This is a genomic window from Polluticoccus soli, assembly GCF_029269745.1.
In the GTDB taxonomy this organism is placed as follows: domain Bacteria; phylum Bacteroidota; class Bacteroidia; order Chitinophagales; family Chitinophagaceae; genus Polluticoccus; species Polluticoccus soli.
Genome location: NZ_JARJHT010000001.1, coordinates 2,408,077 through 2,428,591 on the forward strand (window position 1 = coordinate 2,408,077; position 20,515 = coordinate 2,428,591).

Annotated in this window: 17 protein-coding genes and 1 rRNA gene; 8 read left to right on the plus strand and 10 right to left on the minus strand. The window is 48.3% G+C overall.

All coding sequences use genetic code 11. The annotated features are described in order from the left end of the window. Positions 1-25: 25 nt before the first annotated feature. The gene (locus tag P2W83_RS10500) at positions 26-337 is read left to right on the plus strand and encodes a YkvA family protein (protein ID WP_276133681.1); all 312 of its coding nucleotides are present in this window, start codon (positions 26-28) and stop codon (positions 335-337) included. Here the strand turns inward: P2W83_RS10500 and coaD are convergent. From coaD to P2W83_RS10515, 3 genes are read right to left on the minus strand one after another with little or no spacing between them, the layout of a single operon-like run. Beyond that, a complete protein-coding gene (gene coaD / locus P2W83_RS10505) occupies positions 334-792 on the minus strand; it encodes a pantetheine-phosphate adenylyltransferase (RefSeq protein WP_276133682.1) in 459 nt (152 codons plus the stop codon). The genes P2W83_RS10500 and coaD overlap by 4 nt on opposite strands. 3 nt (positions 793-795) lie before the next feature. Beyond that, positions 796-1,341: an RsmD family RNA methyltransferase gene (locus P2W83_RS10510; protein WP_276133683.1), complete on the minus strand. Its 546-nt coding sequence runs from the start codon at positions 1,339-1,341 to the stop codon at positions 796-798. Beyond that, the gene (locus tag P2W83_RS10515) at positions 1,332-2,156 is read right to left on the minus strand and encodes a DUF3822 family protein (RefSeq protein ID WP_276133684.1); all 825 of its coding nucleotides are present in this window, start codon (positions 2,154-2,156) and stop codon (positions 1,332-1,334) included. The genes P2W83_RS10510 and P2W83_RS10515 overlap by 10 nt, the downstream gene beginning before the upstream one ends. Before the next feature lie 84 nt (positions 2,157-2,240). Between P2W83_RS10515 and P2W83_RS10520 the strand changes: the two genes are divergently transcribed. After that, positions 2,241-3,572 (plus strand): MATE family efflux transporter, encoded by a 1,332-nt coding sequence (locus P2W83_RS10520; RefSeq protein WP_276133685.1) that lies wholly within the window; start codon positions 2,241-2,243, stop codon positions 3,570-3,572. Here P2W83_RS10520 and ytxJ read toward each other — a convergent pair whose 3' ends face one another. Beyond that, complete coding sequence (gene ytxJ / locus P2W83_RS10525; RefSeq protein ID WP_276133686.1) at positions 3,573-3,908, minus strand: bacillithiol system redox-active protein YtxJ; 336 nt, start codon at positions 3,906-3,908, stop codon at positions 3,573-3,575. It abuts the gene before it with no gap. A gap of 127 nt (positions 3,909-4,035) precedes the next feature. Here ytxJ and fabD point away from each other — a divergent pair, with 127 nt between their 5' ends. Beyond that, positions 4,036-4,917, plus strand: coding sequence for an ACP S-malonyltransferase (fabD, locus tag P2W83_RS10530; RefSeq protein WP_276133687.1), 882 nt, complete (start codon positions 4,036-4,038; stop codon positions 4,915-4,917). A 961-nt stretch (positions 4,918-5,878) separates the two neighbouring features. Here the strand turns inward: fabD and P2W83_RS10535 are convergent. After that, positions 5,879-6,160, minus strand: a complete 282-nt coding sequence (locus tag P2W83_RS10535; protein WP_276133688.1) for a hypothetical protein — start codon at positions 6,158-6,160, stop codon at positions 5,879-5,881. Between the two features lie 98 nt (positions 6,161-6,258). On the opposite strand from P2W83_RS10535, the gene P2W83_RS10540 reads away from it, so the two are divergent. After that, complete coding sequence (locus P2W83_RS10540; protein WP_276133689.1) at positions 6,259-6,507, plus strand: hypothetical protein; 249 nt, start codon at positions 6,259-6,261, stop codon at positions 6,505-6,507. A gap of 73 nt (positions 6,508-6,580) precedes the next feature. Then, on the plus strand, positions 6,581-6,943 hold the full coding sequence (locus P2W83_RS10545) for a hypothetical protein (protein ID WP_276133690.1): 363 nt from the start codon (positions 6,581-6,583) through the stop codon (positions 6,941-6,943). 2 nt (positions 6,944-6,945) lie between these two features. Here the strand turns inward: P2W83_RS10545 and P2W83_RS10550 are convergent, their stop codons facing one another. The 5 genes from P2W83_RS10550 to P2W83_RS10570 all read right to left on the minus strand — a co-directional run bounded on the left by P2W83_RS10550 (position 6,946) and on the right by P2W83_RS10570 (position 15,256). After that, positions 6,946-7,356, minus strand: a complete 411-nt coding sequence (locus tag P2W83_RS10550) for a hypothetical protein (RefSeq protein WP_276133691.1) — start codon at positions 7,354-7,356, stop codon at positions 6,946-6,948. Positions 7,357-7,409: 53 nt separating this feature from the next. Next, positions 7,410-10,838: a T9SS type B sorting domain-containing protein gene (locus tag P2W83_RS10555; RefSeq protein ID WP_276133692.1), complete on the minus strand. Its 3,429-nt coding sequence runs from the start codon at positions 10,836-10,838 to the stop codon at positions 7,410-7,412. Positions 10,839-11,047: 209 nt separating this feature from the next. Then, the gene (locus tag P2W83_RS10560; protein WP_276133693.1) at positions 11,048-11,830 is read right to left on the minus strand and encodes a hypothetical protein; all 783 of its coding nucleotides are present in this window, start codon (positions 11,828-11,830) and stop codon (positions 11,048-11,050) included. A gap of 105 nt (positions 11,831-11,935) precedes the next feature. Next, positions 11,936-12,583, minus strand: a complete 648-nt coding sequence (gene lolA1 / locus P2W83_RS10565) for an outer membrane lipoprotein periplasmic chaperone LolA1 (RefSeq protein ID WP_276133694.1) — start codon at positions 12,581-12,583, stop codon at positions 11,936-11,938. 63 nt (positions 12,584-12,646) lie between these two features. Next, positions 12,647-15,256 carry an FtsK/SpoIIIE family DNA translocase gene (locus P2W83_RS10570; RefSeq protein WP_276133695.1) on the minus strand — a complete coding sequence of 870 codons (2,610 nt, stop codon included), beginning with the start codon at positions 15,254-15,256 and terminating at the stop codon, positions 12,647-12,649. Between the two features lie 203 nt (positions 15,257-15,459). Here P2W83_RS10570 and P2W83_RS10575 point away from each other — a divergent pair, with 203 nt between their 5' ends. The 3 genes from P2W83_RS10575 to P2W83_RS10585 all read left to right on the plus strand — a co-directional run. Further along, entirely contained in the window at positions 15,460-17,058 is a 1,599-nt protein-coding gene (locus P2W83_RS10575; RefSeq protein WP_276133696.1) for an ATP-dependent DNA ligase, read from the plus strand. Continuing rightward, positions 17,058-19,532, plus strand: coding sequence for a ligase-associated DNA damage response DEXH box helicase (locus P2W83_RS10580; protein WP_276133697.1), 2,475 nt, complete (start codon positions 17,058-17,060; stop codon positions 19,530-19,532). Before P2W83_RS10575 ends, P2W83_RS10580 begins: the two co-directional genes overlap by 1 nt. Before the next feature lie 819 nt (positions 19,533-20,351). Next, positions 20,352-20,515, plus strand: a 16S ribosomal RNA gene (locus P2W83_RS10585); the annotation flags it as partial.

Sequence of the window (20,515 nt, forward strand, 5' to 3'; positions counted from 1 at the left end):
TTTTGTCCTCAAATACTAGAAGGAGATGGGCAAATTTACCCCCGTGCGTCAGGTTAAGAATATGCGTCATGCAGTGGATCTGTTTAACAACAGGAAGACGCTGATGCAAATGCTGAAAGAAGTATTTAACGGTAGTTACCGCATGTCATTTCTTTCCAACATGGCCGTATTGCTAGGCGTGTTGTACGTTCTATTCCCGTTTGATGTAATAACCGATCTTATCCCAGTTCTTGGCTGGGCCGATGATGGCTTTGTGATCTTCCTGGTGGTGAAAAGGCTGCAGAAAGAAACGCAGCGCTTCAACCGGTCGAAGGCGATGGGTAGGAGAGGTTTCTAGAACTTCACCTCGCCTGGCACAAACAGGCTTACGTTTCCTTTGTTACGGATAACATCGCGCACCAGCGTTGACGAGATCGTAGAATACTCCGGTGAGCAAGTAAGGAATATCGTTTCAATATCCGGCGCCAGCATACGGTTCATATCGGCTATTGCCTTCTCGTACTCGAAATCGCTTATATAACGGATGCCGCGAAGAATGTAATTGGCATTTACCTTCCTGCAATAATCAATGGTCAGCCCTTGGTAACCCGATACTTCTATTCGTGGTTCGTTCTTGAATATTTCCCTGATCCAGTTGCAACGTTGCTCTACGCTGAACATTGGCTGCTTGGATGAATTGGTACCGATACCGATAACCAACTTGTCGAATAGGCCTACTGAACGCTGTATAACATCCACATGCCCTTTTGTGATGGGATCGAATGTGCCGGGAAATAGACAGATACGTTGCATAGCTTATTCGGAAGGTTGCGTAAAGAAACTGAATATGGTGGTGCCGTAATTTTTCATTCGGGTAAAACGCGGGTGCTGTTGGTAGTCGTTACGGGGCGTGTGCTCTAATACAAAGATGCCGCCCGGTGCCAGCATATTCTTTTCAAACACCAGCAAAGGCAGGTCGTCTATGTTTTGCAGCGCATATGGCGGACCGGCAAATATGAAGTCATACTGCTCGGTACTCTGCTTCATGAACTTGAATACATCGCCGCGGATGATCTGCAGCTTATTGTCAATGCCCAGGGCCTTGGATGTCTTTTTAATGAAATCAATGTTGCCCAGGTCGCGTTCTATCAGAACCAGTTCTCCTGCACCACGTGACGCCAGTTCGTAGCTAATGCTGCCGGTGCCGCCAAACAGGTCGCAGGTCTTGATGTCTTCCAGGTCAATCATGTTCTCCAGTATGTTGAACAGACCTTCCTTGGCCACATCGGTAGTGGGCCGCGCCGGCGTGTTGGTGGGCGGGCTAAACCTTCTGCCGCTAAACTCTCCGCCTACTATACGCATGAGTACAACTGTTGAAATAAATAAACCGCTGCTTGCCATGGACCTTCCTGCACATCCATCTTGCCGGTGCCTATCTTCAGGTTCGGGAAGTAGCCGAACAGCTCGTGTATGCGGCGTGTGAGTATATTGGTCTCGGCTGCAGCGATGATGGCCAGGTGCTCTTCGTCCAGGTTTTGCTGCTGGCAAAGGAGTTTAACCTGGTAAGCTACATCCTCTACCGAGTTGTAGTTAGCCACCTGGTGCCATTGCAATTTCCTGTCTTTATATAAAGTGAGGTACACTTCACCCTCAGTGAATGTGCACTGTAGTACCTGCGACGTTTTATAGTGCTTATTGAACTGGTGCGCTGCAAACGGCATGATGCGCGCCTTAGGAAAGTAGCGGATCATCAGGTCCCTTGTCGCCAGTGGAAAGGCGAACAGGTATTGCGCCTTATCGTCTCTCAGCGAATATTCATGCACCGCTTCGTCTTTGCCTACAAAGTGCAGGTCGTTCAGCCACTCGGCGGCAGTGTCTTCTTTATAGATAGCCTTGGGTACCAGCAGTTGTTTAGGAGCGGTCACAAATATGTGGCTCACTTTGCCGGTATGCGTCAGCAGGGGCTCGTTGGTGAAGTTGCGTTCAAGGAAATCCGGCCTTCCATCATATGGATGGCAGCGGATGGTGAGCACCTCGCCCGAGCTGCTGAAACCAGCTACGTGCATGCTGTTGCCCGACAAAACCACGAACACTTTATCTACCTGCTGTAACAGGTTGCCCTTCTTATCGGCAGCATATACCTGCTTCTCTATATTGCTATTAATAATATCCGGCATAGAAACACGCAATTATAGAATAAATTTGCGACACTTTGATTTCAGGGGTGTCGCCAAGGCGCATCCTTCATTTGATTTGTTCCTGTGAAAGTATCGGTTTCCAATAAAGACATCATCCGGCTGGCATTGCCCATTTCGCTGGCGCTGCTCATACCACAGATCAACTTTCTTACTAATACAGCCTTCCTGGGCCGTTTGGGAGAAACTGAGCTGGGGGTGAACGGTATTGCCGGCATCTTCTACCTCACCCTGGCGATGATCGGGTATGGGCTGAGTAACGGTATGCAGGTGCAGATGGCGCGCAGGGCGGGCGAGGGCGACAACGAAGGATTGGCCAAAACAATGACCAATGGCGTGATGCTGGCTGCCTTGCTGTCGCTGGTGCTGATGGTCATGTCGATGTGGCTGGCGCCGCTGATATTCGGGCTGAGCCTGCGTAGTAATGAGAATGTGTTCCTTAGCGTCAACTTTATATATATACGCGTCTGGGGCTTGCCCTTCCTCATGATCACGCAACTGTTCAACGCCTTTTATATATCCATCCACAAGTCCAAGTACCTGATATACGACTCCATAGCCAGCACTATCATGAACGTGGTGCTCGACTACCTGCTGATCTTTGGTAAAGGCGGTTTCCCGGAAATGGGGCTGCAGGGTGCTGCGGTGGCATCGGTCATAGCTGAGATGTTTGGCTGCATGGTGATGTTTGGACTGTTCTATTTCAACAGGCTGGGGCGAGAGTTCCCGGTCATGAATTACCTTAATTTCGATAGCCAGCTGTCGCAGCGCACGCTGAAGGTGTCATCGCCGCTTATCGTCCAGTTCCTGTTCAGTATTGGCGGATGGCAGGTGTTCTTCATCTTCATAGAGCACCTGGGCGAGCGGGAGCTGGCGGCGTCGCAGATATTGAGGAGCGTCTTCGGTATCGTGAGCATTGGTACATGGGCCTTTGCCGCTACCTGTAACAGTATGGTGAGCAACCTGATAGGTCAGGGCAAGCAGAGCCGGGTGATACCGCTGATAAAGAAAGTGGTGAAGCTCAGCTTCATTTACGTGGTCATCATATCCATCCTGCTGCTGGTGTTCTCCGATGCCTTCCTATCGCTGTACCGCGACGACCCGGCACTGGTGGCTTTTGCCAAGCCTAGCCTGAGGGTGATCGTTACCGCTACGCTCATTATGGCCATATCCACAGTGGTGTTCAATGGAGTGGTGGGCACGGGCAATACGGTGGTCAATCTCCTTATTGAGATCATCTGCGTAGGCAGCTACCTGGTATACTGCTCTATTGTAATAGAACAGTTGCGCATGCCACTGCACTGGGCATGGGGCTCAGAGTTCGTGTACTGGACCTCGTTGCTGGTGACCTGCCTGATCTACCTGCGCTCAGGTAGGTGGAAAGGCAAGAAGATATAGCTAGGCAGCTTTAACCTGCTCTACGATCTCGTCCATGCTGATGCCGTTGTGGCTCTCATCATATACGCATTCGCCATTTTTGATCACCAGCACCTGTGGAGATTCGTGGTGCACGTCAAACACCTCAGCGATCTTGTTAGATACCGGGCGGAACTGGATCAGGTCGAGGTAATAAAAGGTCACATCCTCAGGCGCTTCAGCGCGTTCCAGCCTCGATTTGGCCATGGTGCTGATAGAACAGCGGGTGCTGTGTTTAAAGATGACTACCGGCTTTTCCGCGCTTTCGTTTTTAATAGCGTCCAATTGTTCTTCGGTTGTAAGCTGTGCCCATTTCATAGGTGCAAAGGTACTACTGCTGAGGCTAACAGATTGTGAAAACTGCCTATGGGAACATAGACGGAACTTAACGTTTTGTTGGTCGTTGACTGTTTTGCCTTTATTTTCGCCCTCGCAAACAAGACATATGAAGCACGCATATATATTCCCCGGACAGGGTTCCCAGTTTCCGGGCATGGGTAAAGAGCTGTACGAGAACAACACGCTGGCTCGCGAGTACTTTGAGCAGGCCAACGAGATCCTCGGTTTCCGCATTACCGATATCATGTTCAACGGTACAGAGGCAGACCTGAAACAAACCAAGGTGACGCAACCTGCGGTTTTCCTGCATTCTGTGATCCTGTTTGAAACCACCCCCGATCTGAAGCCTGACATGGTTGCGGGCCACTCGCTGGGTGAGTTCTCGTCACTGGTTGCCAACCGCGTACTGTCTTTCCAGGACGGCCTGAAGCTGGTGGCCAAACGTGCTGCTGCTATGCAACGCGCCTGCGAGATCAACCCTTCAACCATGGCTGCCGTTCTCGGACTGGATGATGCCAAGGTAGAAGAGATCTGCAAGGAGTTTACTACCGAAGTAGTAGTGCCTGCCAACTACAACTGCCCCGGCCAGCTGGTGATCAGCGGTAGTATCGAGGGTATCAACCAGGCTTGCATCCGCATGAAAGAAGCCGGCGCTAAACGTGCACTGGTACTGCCTGTAGGTGGCGCTTTCCACTCGCCGCTGATGGAGCCTGCTAAAGAAGAACTGCAGGACGCTATTGCCGCTACTCATTTCTACAATCCTACTTGCCCTGTTTACCAGAACGTAGACGCACAACCGTATATCGATCCGAACATCATCAAACAAAACCTCATCAACCAGCTCACTGCTCCTGTGCGTTGGACACAGACTGTACAGCACATGGTTGCTAATGGTGCTACTCACTTTACCGAGATCGGTCCGGGTGCTGTACTGCAAGGCCTGGTAAAGAAGATCTCGAAAGAATCTGAGACTAAGGGTATTAACTAAGACTCCCCTCCAAACCTTCCTTCAAAAGGGAGGCTTACATATTTGTCCCTTCCGTTTTTGTTACAAAAGGCGGAGGGGATTTTTGTTTGTGTCCTCTCTGCATTGTTGTGATTTGTTGTGTTTTGTAGTGAAATCTGGAACGCAACATAAATTTTCTGTTGTTAGTGATTGTTGTGTTTTGTTGCTTTTTGTAGTGCAATGCAGAAACGCAACATGAAATTACCGGTGTTGCTTTTTGTTGTGTTTTGTTGCGAAAATGAGGCGTCATTTCGACCGCAGGGAGAAATCTCCTGAAGTGCTGCGATGTTGCTGATTGCATACTCTCGGGAGATTACTTCGTCCATTATGATTTCAATTGCCTCAGTGAGGTAGTTTCTCTCTTCGTTGCGCTACGCTGCACTCCGTTCGAAATGACGGCCTTGATTGGTTTTTGTGTCAAAGAGCTTCAATTTCCTCTAGTTTCCTTTCTATAGCAAATATACGTAAAATTATTGTTTAATGTGCCTTTGTCAGAGAATATCTAAAACCTGACAAAAGTCATGTTTTATCCCGGACCGGTTATTCACCTTTACGCACTGAACATAGTTTTGATTCATCACTACTGGGCCATTTCTTCTGGCTGAGTATTACCAAGGGCAGGATTCTTCCTGCCCATTTGTTTTGTGATTTCTTCAAAACTGATAAAAGTCATAGTTTCTTCTTCTATTATGCTACATCTTTATTCCTGTGTAATGGAAAGCGTCTTCAATAATTAGCCGTTCCCTGGCTAAATGCTCCAAGGGCGGGATTCTTCCCGCCCTTTTGTTTGCAAGATTTCTTCAGGAAACTGACAAAAGTCATAGATTGAATGGATAGCTCCGCGCATCTTTGTTTCAGTGTACGATGGCTTAATCGACTCGAAATGGTTCTTTTTTCTAGGTAAAAAAAGTGCTACAGGGCGGGATTCTTCCCGCCCTTTTTTTTACCACACAATATCCCACTTCCCATTATCATCTATAAAATAAGCTAGCCCATTGCTCATCTCATGCACTTCTTTATTGGCTTTGGGATGCAGGTACACCCGCTTCTCGTACACACGCACACCGTTGTTTTCCCTCGTCAGGTAATTGATGAGCGCATTCATAGTTGGGTCTATATCGTGCAGCCATTGGGCGTCGTCTTCTTTTACAAATGCCTGTGACATAAGCGGCGTTTCTGTGTACAGTTCTTCAAAAACTGTTCCGCAAAGGTGTGATACATTCATATAGACCGGCTAATAAATTGTATAAATAGTGGTAGCATAAAGCACTATTTTGTAGACGTGCTGGCACGATAACAGTGCGAGCGGTAAAAATGGTAGTAATGAAGAAGATAACTTACGGTATAGGTCTTGCATTGTATATGGCGCTGGCGTCGTGTGCCGGCGGCGGTGACACGGGTGAGAGCTATAACAGCACTAAAAAAAGCGACCTGAACCCAAACCCCAATGCTGGGCTTACGGATACTGTCTCGGTTGTACCGGTACCGGGCACTGATACAGGGATGCCGCCGGTACCACCGTCCGCCACAGATACGGCTACCACGAACGTGAACAGGAGTGGTGCACGCTAGGGTTATACCTGCTTACATCCTGCCGAAAAATAGTTAGCTTAGTAGTTACTACTAAGCTAAAACTGTATACACTATGTTCTCATTTCCTACAAAACTGAAGCTTGCCGGTATCATCGGCTTGATGGTAATCGGCCCATTATGTTTCGCACAATCGGGCAAGGATGTAAACCAACGCCATGTCAGTTCTGATATGATCCTCAAGATCGACAACATGAACCAGGACAAGAAGAAAGTGGTGATCCAGTATCACGACGACCCGGAGACAAAGAACCTGGCGACAGAACTAAAAAATATGCTTGCGAAAAAGAAATATACTGTTGCTCCACTCGAGCCATTTAAAGGCAAGGAAAAAGGGGAAGCCACTGAACGCTCTAACGTATTGTATAAAGTAGAGGCGTCGCAGTTTGTGATAACGGCGTTTGCTCAGAATAAATAGCGTTAGTCATTTTCAGAACCTTGCAATTGGTAAGTAAAGGCCGTTTTGCTGGTTGACTCCAGCGAATAGATATCAGTGCCGTCTTCAAACTTGTTATAGATAAGGAAATCGCTGATGCCATCGTCGTTGAGTGTCACTTCGGCAACAGAATCAAAATAGCCGTCCAAAGATGTTTTCGACAGTATTTCGGTTTCACCGTAATACATGGCGAGGTTGGCAGCGCTGTCGGAGAAACCGGCAGCAAAACTGTAGTCGCCAAACCGGAATATTTTGGGCTCCAGGAATTGGTGGGCACCATATTCTTTGCCTGATGTAAACCTCGGGTCGTTATATATTTTCTTTTCGATCGACGTTGTTTTGCACGCAGTAGCAGCGAGGAGACAGGCAAATAAAACGGTGGTCTTCATGGTCATAGCGTAAAAATAAAAAAGGCGGGAACAAGTCCCGCCGAAAGTATTTTCTCACGCTAGCGTATCAGTGTCACATCCCCTTTGAGCACTACTTCATCGGTGTTGGCTCCTGCGGGCAGATCGGGCTGGTATTGCACGAGGAATTGGTAAGTGCCTATATCGCATAACTCACCGTTGTATGTACCATCCCACTTGATGTTTTCATCGGTACTGTGAAATACCATTGCTCCCCACCTGTTGTATACGCCGAAGCTAAACTTCTTCATGTTGCAACGAACAATGGGGCTAAACCCGTCATTCTTTCCATCATTATTTGGTGAGAATGCAGACGGGATCAAAATGCAGTTGTCGCAGGGAACAGTGGTGATCGCGACCGTATCTGATACGCTTCCGCAGAAATTTGTTTTCGTAAGAATATAAGCGCCCTTTTGTGCTACTGAAAGACAACAGGCAGTATCACCATTGCTCCACGAATAGCTGACAGAATCTTCTTCCTTGCCGATCGTTACAGTTTTGCCTGCGCACAATTCTATATCCGATCCAAGGTTGGTGGCGGGAAGATGCAACACATTGACAATTGTTTCTGCAGTCGCTGCACAACCGTCTTTTATCACCTTTATTTGGTAGCGGCCGGCCTGCTGGTTATTTACGGCAGCAATAACAGCTGACTGCATGTCTGACGTATAGTCTGGCCCCGACCAGTGATAAAACACTGAATCAAGATCACTGAATGCAAAAAGTTTCAGTGTATCGCCTGCGCACAAAGGACTGTTGCTTAGTGTGGAAATTAACGGAACCGGTTTTACTCTTACATATACGCTGTCGTTTGTAAAACAACCATCAAGCCCTGCTTTTATCCTGTAATACCCTGCGTGTGTCGCGAGCACAGGATCGATCTCCGCTGTTGCTGATGACGAAGAGAATCCATTAGGCCCTGTCCATGTATAGTCGGTTGCATTTGATCCTGTGGCGATCAGTTTCAGATGTTCTCCCTCACAAACAGGGGTATTGCTCGTAGCATCAACCGGGCTGGGCAATGGGTTGACGGCAATCGTTATGGTATCGCTTGCTTCACATCCATTGAGCGTATGCTTAATAACATAGTCGCCTGCGTTCGCTTTAGTTGCTGGCGATATCACCGTGGCATTGCTACCGCTGCTAAAGCCACCCGGGCCCGCCCAGGAATATGTTGCACCCCAAACTCCGCCTGAAGTAAGTTTTATGGTATCGCCTTCGCAAATGGGGCTGTTGCTTCCGGCCATGGGGACGGACAAGGGTTTTATCACAACATAAGTGTTGGCCATAGACGAGCACCCATTCAACGAGGCACTTACTGTATAATAGCCCGACATAGCAGTCGAGGTGCCGGACACAACCGGATTTTGCACCGGCGAGAAAAATGCGCCGGGCCCTGACCAGGAGTAACTAACACCCGGCGTAGTGCTGGATGATGTCAGCAACAAAATGTCTCCGCTGCACAACGGCCCATTGTTTGCTGCTGCCGGGATAGCAGGAAGAGGGTTTACTACTACCACAGCATTAGTGCTTACAGAACATCCGTTGAGCGATACGGTGACCTTATAGTTTCCGGCAGCAGCTGGCGTTACATTCGGGAACAATGACGATTGCGACGAAGACGTAAAACCATTTGGCCCTGACCACAGATACGATACGCCTGCTGTGATGCTGGACGCAGAGATATTCAGGATATCGCCTGCACATACCGGGCTATTGCTGACAATGGTCGCAGCGGCGGGCGATGTCTTTACTGCAACCAGTACAGAGTCTTTACCCGTGCAGCCATTATTGTTGAAGGTGATTACATAATAACCCGACTGGATACCCGCGGCGTTTAATATCGTTGCATTTTGAGTGTTGGCGCTGAAGGAGGCAGGGCCTTGCCAGAGATAGCTGATTCCAGGAAAGCCACCACTCGACGACAGCTTAACCGTGTCGCCTGTACAAACAGGCCCGTTGGCAGCTGCTGCGGGTTGTGGTACCTGATGTATTGTCACATTTACGGTATCAGGCGCTGAACTACACCCGTTAAGCGATGCTGTTACGATATACATGCCCGACATTGCTGGCTGGCTGTTTGCACGCGAAGGGTTTTGCAAGGCAGACGTAAATGATGGTCCCGTCCAAGTATATGATACTCCCGGCGTAACACTGTTTGCTGTGAGGTTAAGCGTATTGCCACTGCATAGTGGAGCGTTGCTGGTGGTTCCGGGTTTCGCGGGTTTTGAATTCACCACGACGGTTGTTGTGTCTGAGGAGGTGCAGCCCAAGAGGATGGCGGTAACGATATAGTCGCCCGCGGCATTGACTAACAGATTAGACGTCGAAGTATTAGCGGTTGTTGCAGCAAAGCCGTTGGGTCCCGACCATTGCCAGGTGACGCCGGTGGTAGCCGTTGAAGCAGAAAGATTCAGCGTAGCGCCCGGCGCACACAACGGTCCATTATTTGTTGCGACAGGTTTCGCGGGAATGGAACTACCGATAGATATATTCCGGCCATTGTCAGGAAAAACGTACCCAGGGTTGCTGGCAATTATCCGTAGTCTGTACCCGCTACCCGGTGTTATACCTGCAGGAACAACGCAGGTGATAAAATCGGACGTTGTTGATGTTTTCGTTGCAAGGTTGAGTGGTGAAGCAAAACTGCCCGTTGCATTTGAAAGTTGCAGGGTAAAAACGTTGCCGGCAGAAAAAAAGCCTGGCCAAACAGTATACGGTACCGATATTGTATCTCCCACGCAAAGCAAACTATCCTTAAAGAATAAAAAGTTTGAATCCACCTGCTGCAAAACCACGGAGTCAATGTAGTAATAAGACCGGGTCGCAGTATTTGAGCCGACAAACTGCCAAGCGATATGCATATTATCCAGGAAGCCGCCAATGACAATATTATCGTAAGCCGAGTCTGCAATAAAATAGCCGGTAAGCCTCGTCCAGCCCCACTTATCCGTGATAGGTCCCAGGCCGGAAAAAGATACCTGCGGGGTGACAGGAAGCACGTTGACAGTTGATACAGTTGCCGGACCATTATCAAAGAAATAAGCGCCTAAACCGTTTGAAGCGTATCCCATCTGGTCTGCCAATGATACCGAATATGATACTTCGTACATTTTCCCGATCTGCAGGGGGGGTATGGCGGTAGTTATATATTCCCTGTATTCGTAGCCGAGATTGAAGGGGTCAAAAAAATATTCGTAAACTCCGGCGTAGGCATTGCCGTGTGCAGGCGTCTGGGTGCCAAAAAAGTTTTGCGGTACACCATTCGAGGAGAAATTGACGCAGCTGTTAAAGTAGTCGGGAGTTGCAAACGTATATTGTTTCCAGCCAACACAATGATTATTGAATGGGGGAATATTCGATGTTGGACAACTTATATACTGCTCGAAACTGGGATTCGAAATAAGATTTTGCGCGCACGCGGTGCGAAAGACCAGTAAGGTCAGTGTAAATAGGAAAAAGGGTTTCATAAGTAATTCTAAAATAGGTCAGGTTTACATTGTCGAAATTAAAAATGTCATTAAAATTGACATGGACATCCTGCGATGATCAAGTCATAGTGTCAGTGTTACCTATAAAGAGTAGACGCTATTTTCAGTACAACGGTTTGGTAAAGAAGCAGGTTGAAAAAAACAAAAGGCGGGAACAAGTCCCGCCTTTCAATATTATAGAAGTAAGATTACCATCCTCCTTTTTCCCAATCCCATGAGAACGGCATTAACACCAGGCCAATGCTGGAACCGAAGTTGCCGGTAGTTTTCCGCGCAATGACATTGCTGCCCATTTCACCTTCATCTTTGATGAAGCCGCCTTCGCCAATGTAGAACAAGCCGCGTACTTTAAAGGCGATACCAGCATGGAAACCAGCTTCCAGTTTCACGAAAGGCTTTAGTGCAGCGCGGATCGTCAGATCGTTGCCTATCATAACAGGTGCGATACCTACACCGGCAGTGAACAGGTGTTTGTGTTCTTTGCGCAGGCTCATTTCACCACCGGTTTTAAAGTCGATACTCAGTGGAACTGCAGCATACAGCATCGGTATGTCTGAAGAATATATCCCCGTATAGTTGGCACCTCTGAAAATAACAGAGTCATAGCTGAAATTCCACGCAGCATAGTTGATGCCCACGTCCAATACTACGCCGCTTTGTTCGCCCATCTGCGAGATCACGAAGAAGGTGTTTGAAAACGCAGCAATAGGTCTGCTCGTTTCAAGGGTGACATTTTTCGTTATTTTGCCTTCACCGGGAGGTGCCACGGTCATCGACAGTGAGGACTGCATGAAATTGGTACCGTAGCCGATAGACATTCTTTTATACAACTTTCCCCTGATAGAGTTGCGGTCTTCCATCCTCATATAGCCGGCAACCATGCCTGCCGCACCGCCACCAAACTGGGCATACGACGACGCAACCGATGTCAATACTAAAAGAAATGTTAATGGTAAAAATCTTTTGCACATATAGGTTTCAATTTGAGAGGATTAAAATAGTCTAAACCAGCCGTATGGCAAACAAAAATGGCGGGAAATTTCCCGCCATTTAAAAATTATTTAATATAATCGTGATTATCGGAGGTCAACTACCTCAACACCGGGATACTGCTTTTTATCGAAAGAGAAGGTAGCGTCAGCTACAGCAGGGTTGGGTGTAAAGCCGCTTACATCGTATTTGAACTGGTTGCCGTTCTTTTCCCAGATGTTGCCGCCTACAATTGTGCTGTTCTTGTCTACAGCCAGCTCTACCTTGCTGAATTGCTTGGCTTTGCTGGTAGGTATCAGCTGCACTACGTCGCAGTCTTTACCGTTCACCTTGCGTGTGCCCAGGTATTTATAAGAGTATTCTTTATCGTAGAAGTTGGTGAACAGTTTAGCAGGAGAAATAGTTTGCTCATTGGGGTTGTAGTTACTCACCTGCACCTCGTTGGTCTCCTTCATATAGGTCCACACGGTCTTGTTGTCGCAAATGATCTCCTGTCCCGCCAGCTGTACCTTATACTTAGGTCCTTTCATCACGAAGCTGCCTTTCTTTGTTTCGCGCACTTTGCCATTGGCGCCGGCCAGGTGCAATGCGAAATTGGCTTTCAGCGATTTCATTGCGTTTACTTTCTTGCTTACGTTCTCGAGGATCGTTTTAGCTTTTGCATCGTTTTGAGCGAGTGCTGGTTCAGCTATCATTCCCAGTGCCAGAACACATACCGTCAGGAGCTTTTTCATTGTTCTCTTATTCTAAAATTTGTGCAATATTAGGTACTTGTGACTATATAAAGTTGTTAAGGTTTAACCCAGAGCACTTAAAAACTGTTCCAGTTCCACCTCTGTTTTAAATAATACGTCCCTCGGCTTGCTACCCATAGATGGGCCTACGATACCTGCCGCTTCCAGCTGGTCCATAATACGGCCAGCACGGTTATAACCAAGATTGTAGCGGCGCTGCAGCATAGATGTAGAGCCCGATTGGGTGCTCACCACGGTGCGGGCGCAGTCTTCAAACAGTTTGTCGCGGTTGGTCAGGTCAACGATCTTGTCGTTCTCGCCTTCTTCACCCTCATATTCAGGCAGTTCAAATGCAGAAGGATAACCACGCTGGCGGCCGATGAAGTCTACAATGCTTTCCACTTCAGGCGTATCAACAAAGGCACACTGCAAACGCAGCAGCTCGCTGCCGTGCGATACCAGCATGTCGCCGCGGCCTATCAGCTGCTCGGCGCCGCCTGCATCGAGGATGGTGCGCGAATCGACCTTGGCCGAAACCTTGAAGGCGATACGGCCCGGGAAGTTGGCTTTGATGGTACCTGTGATAACGTTTACCGATGGACGCTGTGTGGCGATGATGAGGTGAATACCAATGGCGCGCGCCAGCTGTGCAAGACGGGCTATCGGCATTTCCACTTCTTTACCGGCCGTCATGATCAGGTCGGCAAACTCGTCTATCACCAGCACGATGAACGGCAGGTATTTATGACCGCGCTCGGGGTTGAGGCGGCGGTTGATGAATTTCTCGTTGTACTCTTTGATGTTACGCGCGCCGGCTTCTTTCAGCAGCTCGTAACGGTTGTCCATTTCTATACACAGGGCGTTCAGCGTATAGATCACTTTCTTGGTATCGGTGATGATGGCCTCTTCTTCGTTAGGCAGCTTGGCCAGGAAGTGTTTTTCGATAGTGCGGTAGATAGACAGCTCCACTTTCTTCGGGTCTATCATCACGAACTTGAGCTGCGACGGGTGTTTCTTATATAATAGAGATACGAGGATGGCGTTGATACCAACCGACTTACCCTGTCCGGTAGCGCCCGCCATCAGCAGGTGGGGCATGGTAGCCAGGTCTACTATATAGTTCTCGTTGTCGATCTTTTTACCCAGCGCAATCGGCAGGCTCATTTTCGAGTTGGCGAATTTCTCGCTGGCCAGCAGCGAGCGCATAGATACGATCTGCTTATTGGTATTCGGTACCTCGATACCAATGGTACCACGTCCCGGTATCGGCGCAATGATACGGATACCAAGAGCCGCAAGGTTCAGGGCGATATCGTCTTCCAGGTTGCGGATCTTAGAGATACGCACGCCTTCAGCAGGTACAATTTCATACAGTGTTACTGTTGGACCAACTGTTGCGCTGATGCGTTGTATTTCGATACCGAAGCTGCGCAGGGTCTGGATGATCTGGTTCTTGTTCTTTTCCAGTTCTTCCTTATCCAGCGTAATGGTTTCCTGGCTGCGGTCTTCCAGCAGGTCGAGCGTAGGGAATTTATAATCGGGTAGGTCGAGCTCTGGTGCGTATGCTTCCTGGCTTTCGATGCTGATGTGTGCGCCGTGTTTTATTACAGGCTCGTCTTCCTGCTTGATCACTTCGAAAGAGAATTCGGGATCATCGCCTGCAGGTTTCTTTCCTTTTCCAGGAACTACCAGTTCCATATCGGCCAGGGCTTCCTCCTCTTCTTCCGTCAACTCAGGTTCTTCATCCAGTTCTTCTTCGTCGTACTCTTCCTCTTCTTCCGTCAGCACTTCGTTTGCGTGCAGCTCGTTCATTGAGCCGCCAGTAGCTGTGTGCGGTACGTCGCCGGGGGCAACTTCGTGCATGCTCATATGCCAGTCAGTTATTTCGCCGGTTTCTTCGTCTACATCAAACGGTGGAGTGGCAGAATCGGTAGCCATCCCATTATATCCGTCAGGCGCAGTGTCTTCTATAGATGGTGTTTCGTCAGTTTCAGCGGCCTCAACGCGCGTAGGCACAATAGCAGCAGCCATAGACTTAGCAGTGCGTTTGGCACGGCGCAGCATCGGGCGGATATCCAGTGCGAATACCACGAATACAACGAAGCAAGTGACGGCAAATAGAGTAAGTCCCGTACCGGCCTTGCCAAGGAAACCATTCAGATAATGAATGGCCTGGTCGCCCCATGCGCCCCCGTAAGGGAAATCGGCTTTAGGCATCAGGTACGCCATGATAGGCGCCAGTACTAATAATACAATAGATAACCAGCGCAGGTAGCGCATAGCTGCTTCCATGCGTTTGCCATAGATCAGCACCATGCCTATCAGTGCTATCCAGATGCCGATGGCCAAAGCGGCAACACCTGCACCATTATATACTAAGGAGTGGGAGAGGGCTGCGCCAAGGCGGCCGCCCCAGTTCTCTACCGTATATTCTTCAGTCGTAATAAAATGCCACATGCGTCCCGATGAGAGGAGCATATCCTGGTCGGCTTTCCAGGTAAAAAAATAGCTAACGATGGAAAAGCAGGTAAATACGCCTGCTAAAAGGAAAAATATACCGAACCCCAGTCTTAACTGGCGTTTGCGGTTGATCATCGTTTCGGTTGTGTCCACAGGCGGTGGCGGCGCTGCGGCTTTCTTTTTTGTGTTCTTCTTCGTCGTTGTAGCGGGCATACGTGCAATAGAAATTCAAAGTTACGTCTTGGCTGAGCTTTATCTAATAGAAAGTTTTACCATGAGACCTCTCTCTGCCTACCCTGAAAGGGATTTGGCGAGTTTTAAGGTAGTGAAATTATGTTGGTTGTCATAGCCATAGGGCAGCGGCGGGCGGGCGCCGGCAGCGTTTGGCAATATTTTCGTATCTCTGTTTACTAACTATGCAGCGCTTTGCGCAACTCATACAGCAGGTGACCAATACCACCCGGACCAACGATAAACGCGATGCGCTGGTGCAATACCTGCGTGAGGCACCAGATGCGGACAAGTTGTGGCTGGTGGCGCTGTTTACCGGTCGCAGACCGAGGCGGATCATTAGTTCATCATTATTAAGTGAATGGTGCCTGGAGCTGGTAAACCTGCCAGGATGGTTGTTTGGGGAAAGTTATGGTGTGGTGGGTGATCTAGCTGAGACCATTGCCCTGATGCTACCGGAACCCACGCATAAAGAGAAAAGCTTATCGCTGGCAGATATGATGGAGGAATTCCGCAAACTGCAGTCGGCGGATGATGCAGCGAAGAAAGCTTTTGTGCTGGACCAGTGGAAGCGGCTGTCGAAAGATGCCTGTTTGGTATTTAATAAATTAATAACAGGCGGGTTCAGGGTGGGTGTGTCACAAAACCTGGTGATACAGGCGCTGGCTATTTATGCGGAGAAGGAAGTACAGGCGGTGGCGCACATGATCAGTGGCAACTGGGATCCGTATAGTACATCCTTCAGCGACCTGATACATGAGAGTGTTGTAGCAGTGGATACATCGAAACCGTATCCATTTTATCTCGCGTATGCGCTGGAAGGCGAAGCGGAAGAGCTGGGTAAAGTAGCCGAATGGCAGATAGAATGGAAATGGGATGGCATACGCGGGCAATTGATAAGAAGAAGTGGGAGTTTGTATTTATGGTCGAGAGGCGAAGAGTTAATAACCGATAAATTTCCAGAGATAGAAAGCCTGTTTGATAAACTGCCGGATGGGGTGGTGCTGGATGGAGAAGTGCTTTCTTATCGAGATGGATTGCCCATAGCGTTTCAATATTTGCAGACACGTATCACAAGAAAGACGGTGAGTAAAAAACAGCTTACCGAAGCACCGGTAGTATTTATGGGCTACGACCTCTTGGAGTATAATGGCGAAGACCTGCGTAATAAACCTATGCAGGAACGGAGAGTGATGCTGGAAGAATTAGTAAGCGGAATCGATAGTACGCATTTAATATTATCACCGCTGGTGCAGCTTGATAGCTGGGATGCTGTGCGGGCTGAAATGCTGACAGCGAGAGAAAGGAATTGCGAGGGCTTTATGCTGAAGCGTAAATCATCCGTTTACCAGGCCGGTCGCCGCCGTGGCGACTGGTGGAAATGGAAAGTGCAACCGTTGACGGTGGATGCTGTATTAGTATATGCACAAAAAGGAAGCGGCAAACGCGGCAACCTGTATACAGACTATACCTTTGCTGTGCGTAATGGTAATGAGCTGGTAGCTTTTGCTAAAGCATATTCAGGACTAACAGATAAAGAGATAGCGCAAATAGATAAATTTATACGTGCTAACAGCCTGGAGCAATTTGGTCCCGTGCGTACGGTAAAACCTGAACTAGTGTTTGAGATAGCATTTGAAGGAATAGCGGCATCAAACAGGCATAAGTCGGGCGTGGCGGTGCGCTTTCCGCGGATAGCGCGGTGGCGGAGCGATAAGGCGCCGGATGAGATCAATACTTTAGAAGAACTAAAACAACTATTGGCGCAATACGGGAAGACCTAATGGCGAAAAAGAAACAACAGGAACAATTAGATGGCTTCGAGGTGATACGCCAATGGCTGGGCAGCAAGGGGTTAAAACCTTTCGCTTTCCAGGAAGAGGCGTGGCAGATGTATGTGGAGGGACTGAGTGGAATCGTGAATGCGCCTACGGGATTCGGTAAGACTTTTTCCATATTTCTCGGAGTACTTATAGATTGGATCAATCGCAATCCTGATTATCACACCAAAACAAAGAATGGCTTACAGCTACTCTGGATCACTCCGTTACGTGCGCTGGCAAAAGACATTGGTCGCGCGATGGAGATAGCGCTGGGCGAATTGCAGATACCGTGGAAAGTAGGTGTGCGCAATGGTGATACACCCGTCAGCGTGCGCCAGCAGCAGAAGACCAGCATGCCGGAGATACTGATCATCACCCCGGAGAGCCTGCATCTATTATTAGCATCTAAAAACTATAAGCAACTATTTAAGGGATTGCACTGTATAGCTGTTGATGAATGGCATGAGCTGCTTGGTTCAAAACGTGGTGTGCAGGTAGAGCTGGCGCTATCTCATATAAAGACACTCTACGGTGAAGGCGAGCATCTGCTGCGTATCTGGGGTATCTCTGCTACCATCGGCAATTTGGATGAAGCTATGACGGTTTTACTAGGTGCAGATCACAATGGTATTATCGTCCGCTCAAACATGCAGAAAAATATTGCCATCAATACACTGCTGCCGGAAACGGTAGAGCGTTTTCCCTGGGCGGGGCATTTGGGGTTGAAGATGATAGACAAGGTGCTGCCTATTATCCATCAAAGCCGGTCGACATTGTTGTTTACTAATGTGCGCTCGCAGGCTGAGATATGGTACCAGGCGCTACTGGATGCTGCGCCGGATCTTGCGGGAGCTATGGCCCTGCACCATAGCGCTATAGAATCGGAACTGCGCATGTGGGTGGAGGAGCAGCTGCATCTCGGTACATTGAAAGTAGTAGTGTGCACAGCAAGCCTTGACTTAGGTGTGGATTTTCGCCCGGTAGATACGGTTATACAAATAGGCAGTCCCAAGGGCATAGCGCGCTTTATGCAGCGAGCAGGCCGCAGCGGTCACGAGCCGGGGGCGGTGAGTAATATATACTTCGTGCCGACGCACTCATTGGAGATAGTAGAAGGTGCAGCGCTGCAGCAGGCATATATAGAACAGCGCATCGAGAGCCGCGTTCCGGTGGTGATGGCGTTTGATGTGCTGATACAATACATGGTATCGCGAGCGGTAGGTGAAGGTTTTACCAGCGAAGAGTTATATAATGAAGTGATCACCACACATTGCTTCGCTGATCTCAATCGCGAAGAATGGGAATGGATGCTGGCGTTCATTACTACGGGTGGTAGCACGCTTAATAATTACGACGAGTATCATAAAGTGGTCAATATAGACGGTGTGTATCGCGTCATTAATAGAAGGGTGGCTATGCGCCACCGCATGCATATAGGTACTATAGTAGGCGATGCACTAATGCGGGTGAAGTTTCTGGGCGGAGGTTTTGTAGGTACTATAGAAGAGTCATTTATCTCCCGCCTGAATCCCGGTGACGTGTTTGTGTTGGCCGGCAGAAAGCTGGAGCTTATAATGGTAAAGGACATGAATGCGATTGTGAAGCGCTCCAACGCTAAGAATGCCCTGGTGCCCTCGTGGCAGGGTGGGCGGCTACCACTGTCGGCTAATCTCGGTGAAGTATTGCGTGCAACGTTTCAGCGTGCAGCCTTGCAACCGGAGACACATCCTTTATTACAGTTCCTTGCACCGTTGTTCGATAAGCAGAAGGCGGTGTCTTATATACCTAAGGAGAATGAGTTGCTGGTAGAGCTGATAGATACACGCGATGGCTATCATTTATTCGTATATCCGTTTGAAGGTAGGCTCGTGCATCAGTCCATGGCATCTATGCTGGCTTATAGAATAGCGCAGCTCACGCCTATTACCTTCTCTATAGCCATGAATGATTACGGTTTTGAGTTGTTGAGTGATCAACCACTGCCTGTTAATGAAGACAATATCAAAACGCTATTCGATCCTGCTAACTGGTATACAGACCTGCAGCGCAGTGTAAATGCAGCAGAACTGGGCAAGCGCAAGTTTAGAGATATAGCTGTGATAGCAGGGTTGATCTTCCAGGGCTATCCCGGCGCGCAGAAGAAACAAAGGCATTTGCAGAACTCTACCTCGCTTATATATAATGTACTGATAGAGCACGAGCCTACGCACTTACTATTGCAGCAGGCATATAATGAAGCGCTGGCGCAGGAGATGGAAGCAGAGCGTTTATATAACTCGCTCGAACGCATCTATACAGGTAATATAGTCATCTCGCGCCCTGCAGATCTTACACCATTCTGCTTCCCTATTAAGGTAGACAGCCTGCGCGAAGAGCTAACCAGTGAGAAGCTCGCAGACCGTATACGCCGTATGCAGCAGCAACTCGACAAGTAGCTGAAAGCCGCTGTGGCAGCCTGTTTTAGCTATGCGTAATGCACAATTGTTAAAGCGCTTTGTGAGTTGTTATGATAACTATAACATACTGAGATCGCTATAATGTGGATAACTCAGAAGGAAAAGCCTTGGCAGAAAGAAATACACGTTCTATCTTTGCCGCCCGCTACGGCGGAAAGCTCTTTAAGTGACGGTTGCGACTCGGATGGCGAATAGAAATATTCAAAACAGATTTGGTAGAAACGAAAAGCTACCTATCTTTGCCACCCCAACGGAAAAGGGGTAGTTCTTAAAGCGATTGACGGTGAAGTGAAACGATCAGGATGAAGGTTCTGAAGAAAAAAATCTGAAAAGATTTTTTGGAGTTTCAAAAAGGTTTTCTACCTTTGCAACCCCAACGAAAAAGGGACAGTTCTTAAAGCGATTGACGGTGAAGTGAAACGGTTCGGAATGAAGGTTCTGAAGAAAAAAATCTGAAAAAAGATTTTGCGGTTTCAAAAAGGTTTTCTACCTTTGCAACCCCAACGAAAAAGGGAAACAAAAAGTTCTTCAAAAAGTAACAAAAAAGATACACGGTTCAAGGCCGGGATTAAGGTTCAAGTCCTTATAGTATAACAAGCGTCAACAGTAGTGTTGACAAGATCTTTGAAAGATTGGGAAGCAACAGCAAATGAGATGAAGTTCTCATTACAGGTAAGACCTACTTTAAGTAGTAGGCAAATTAAGCGTAACAAATTAAGTTACACGTCTAATTTCCAAATAACGCAAATTTTTAATGAACGTTAGAGTACAAAATTAGTCAGTGAACAAACAATCTTTACAATGGAGAGTTTGATCCTGGCTCAGGATGAACGCTAGCGGCAGGCTTAACACATGCAAGTCGAGGGGCAGCAAGGGTAGCAATACCTGTTGGCGACCGGCAAACGGGTGCGGAACACGTACGCAATCTACCTTTATCTGGGGCATAGCCCGAAGAAATTCGG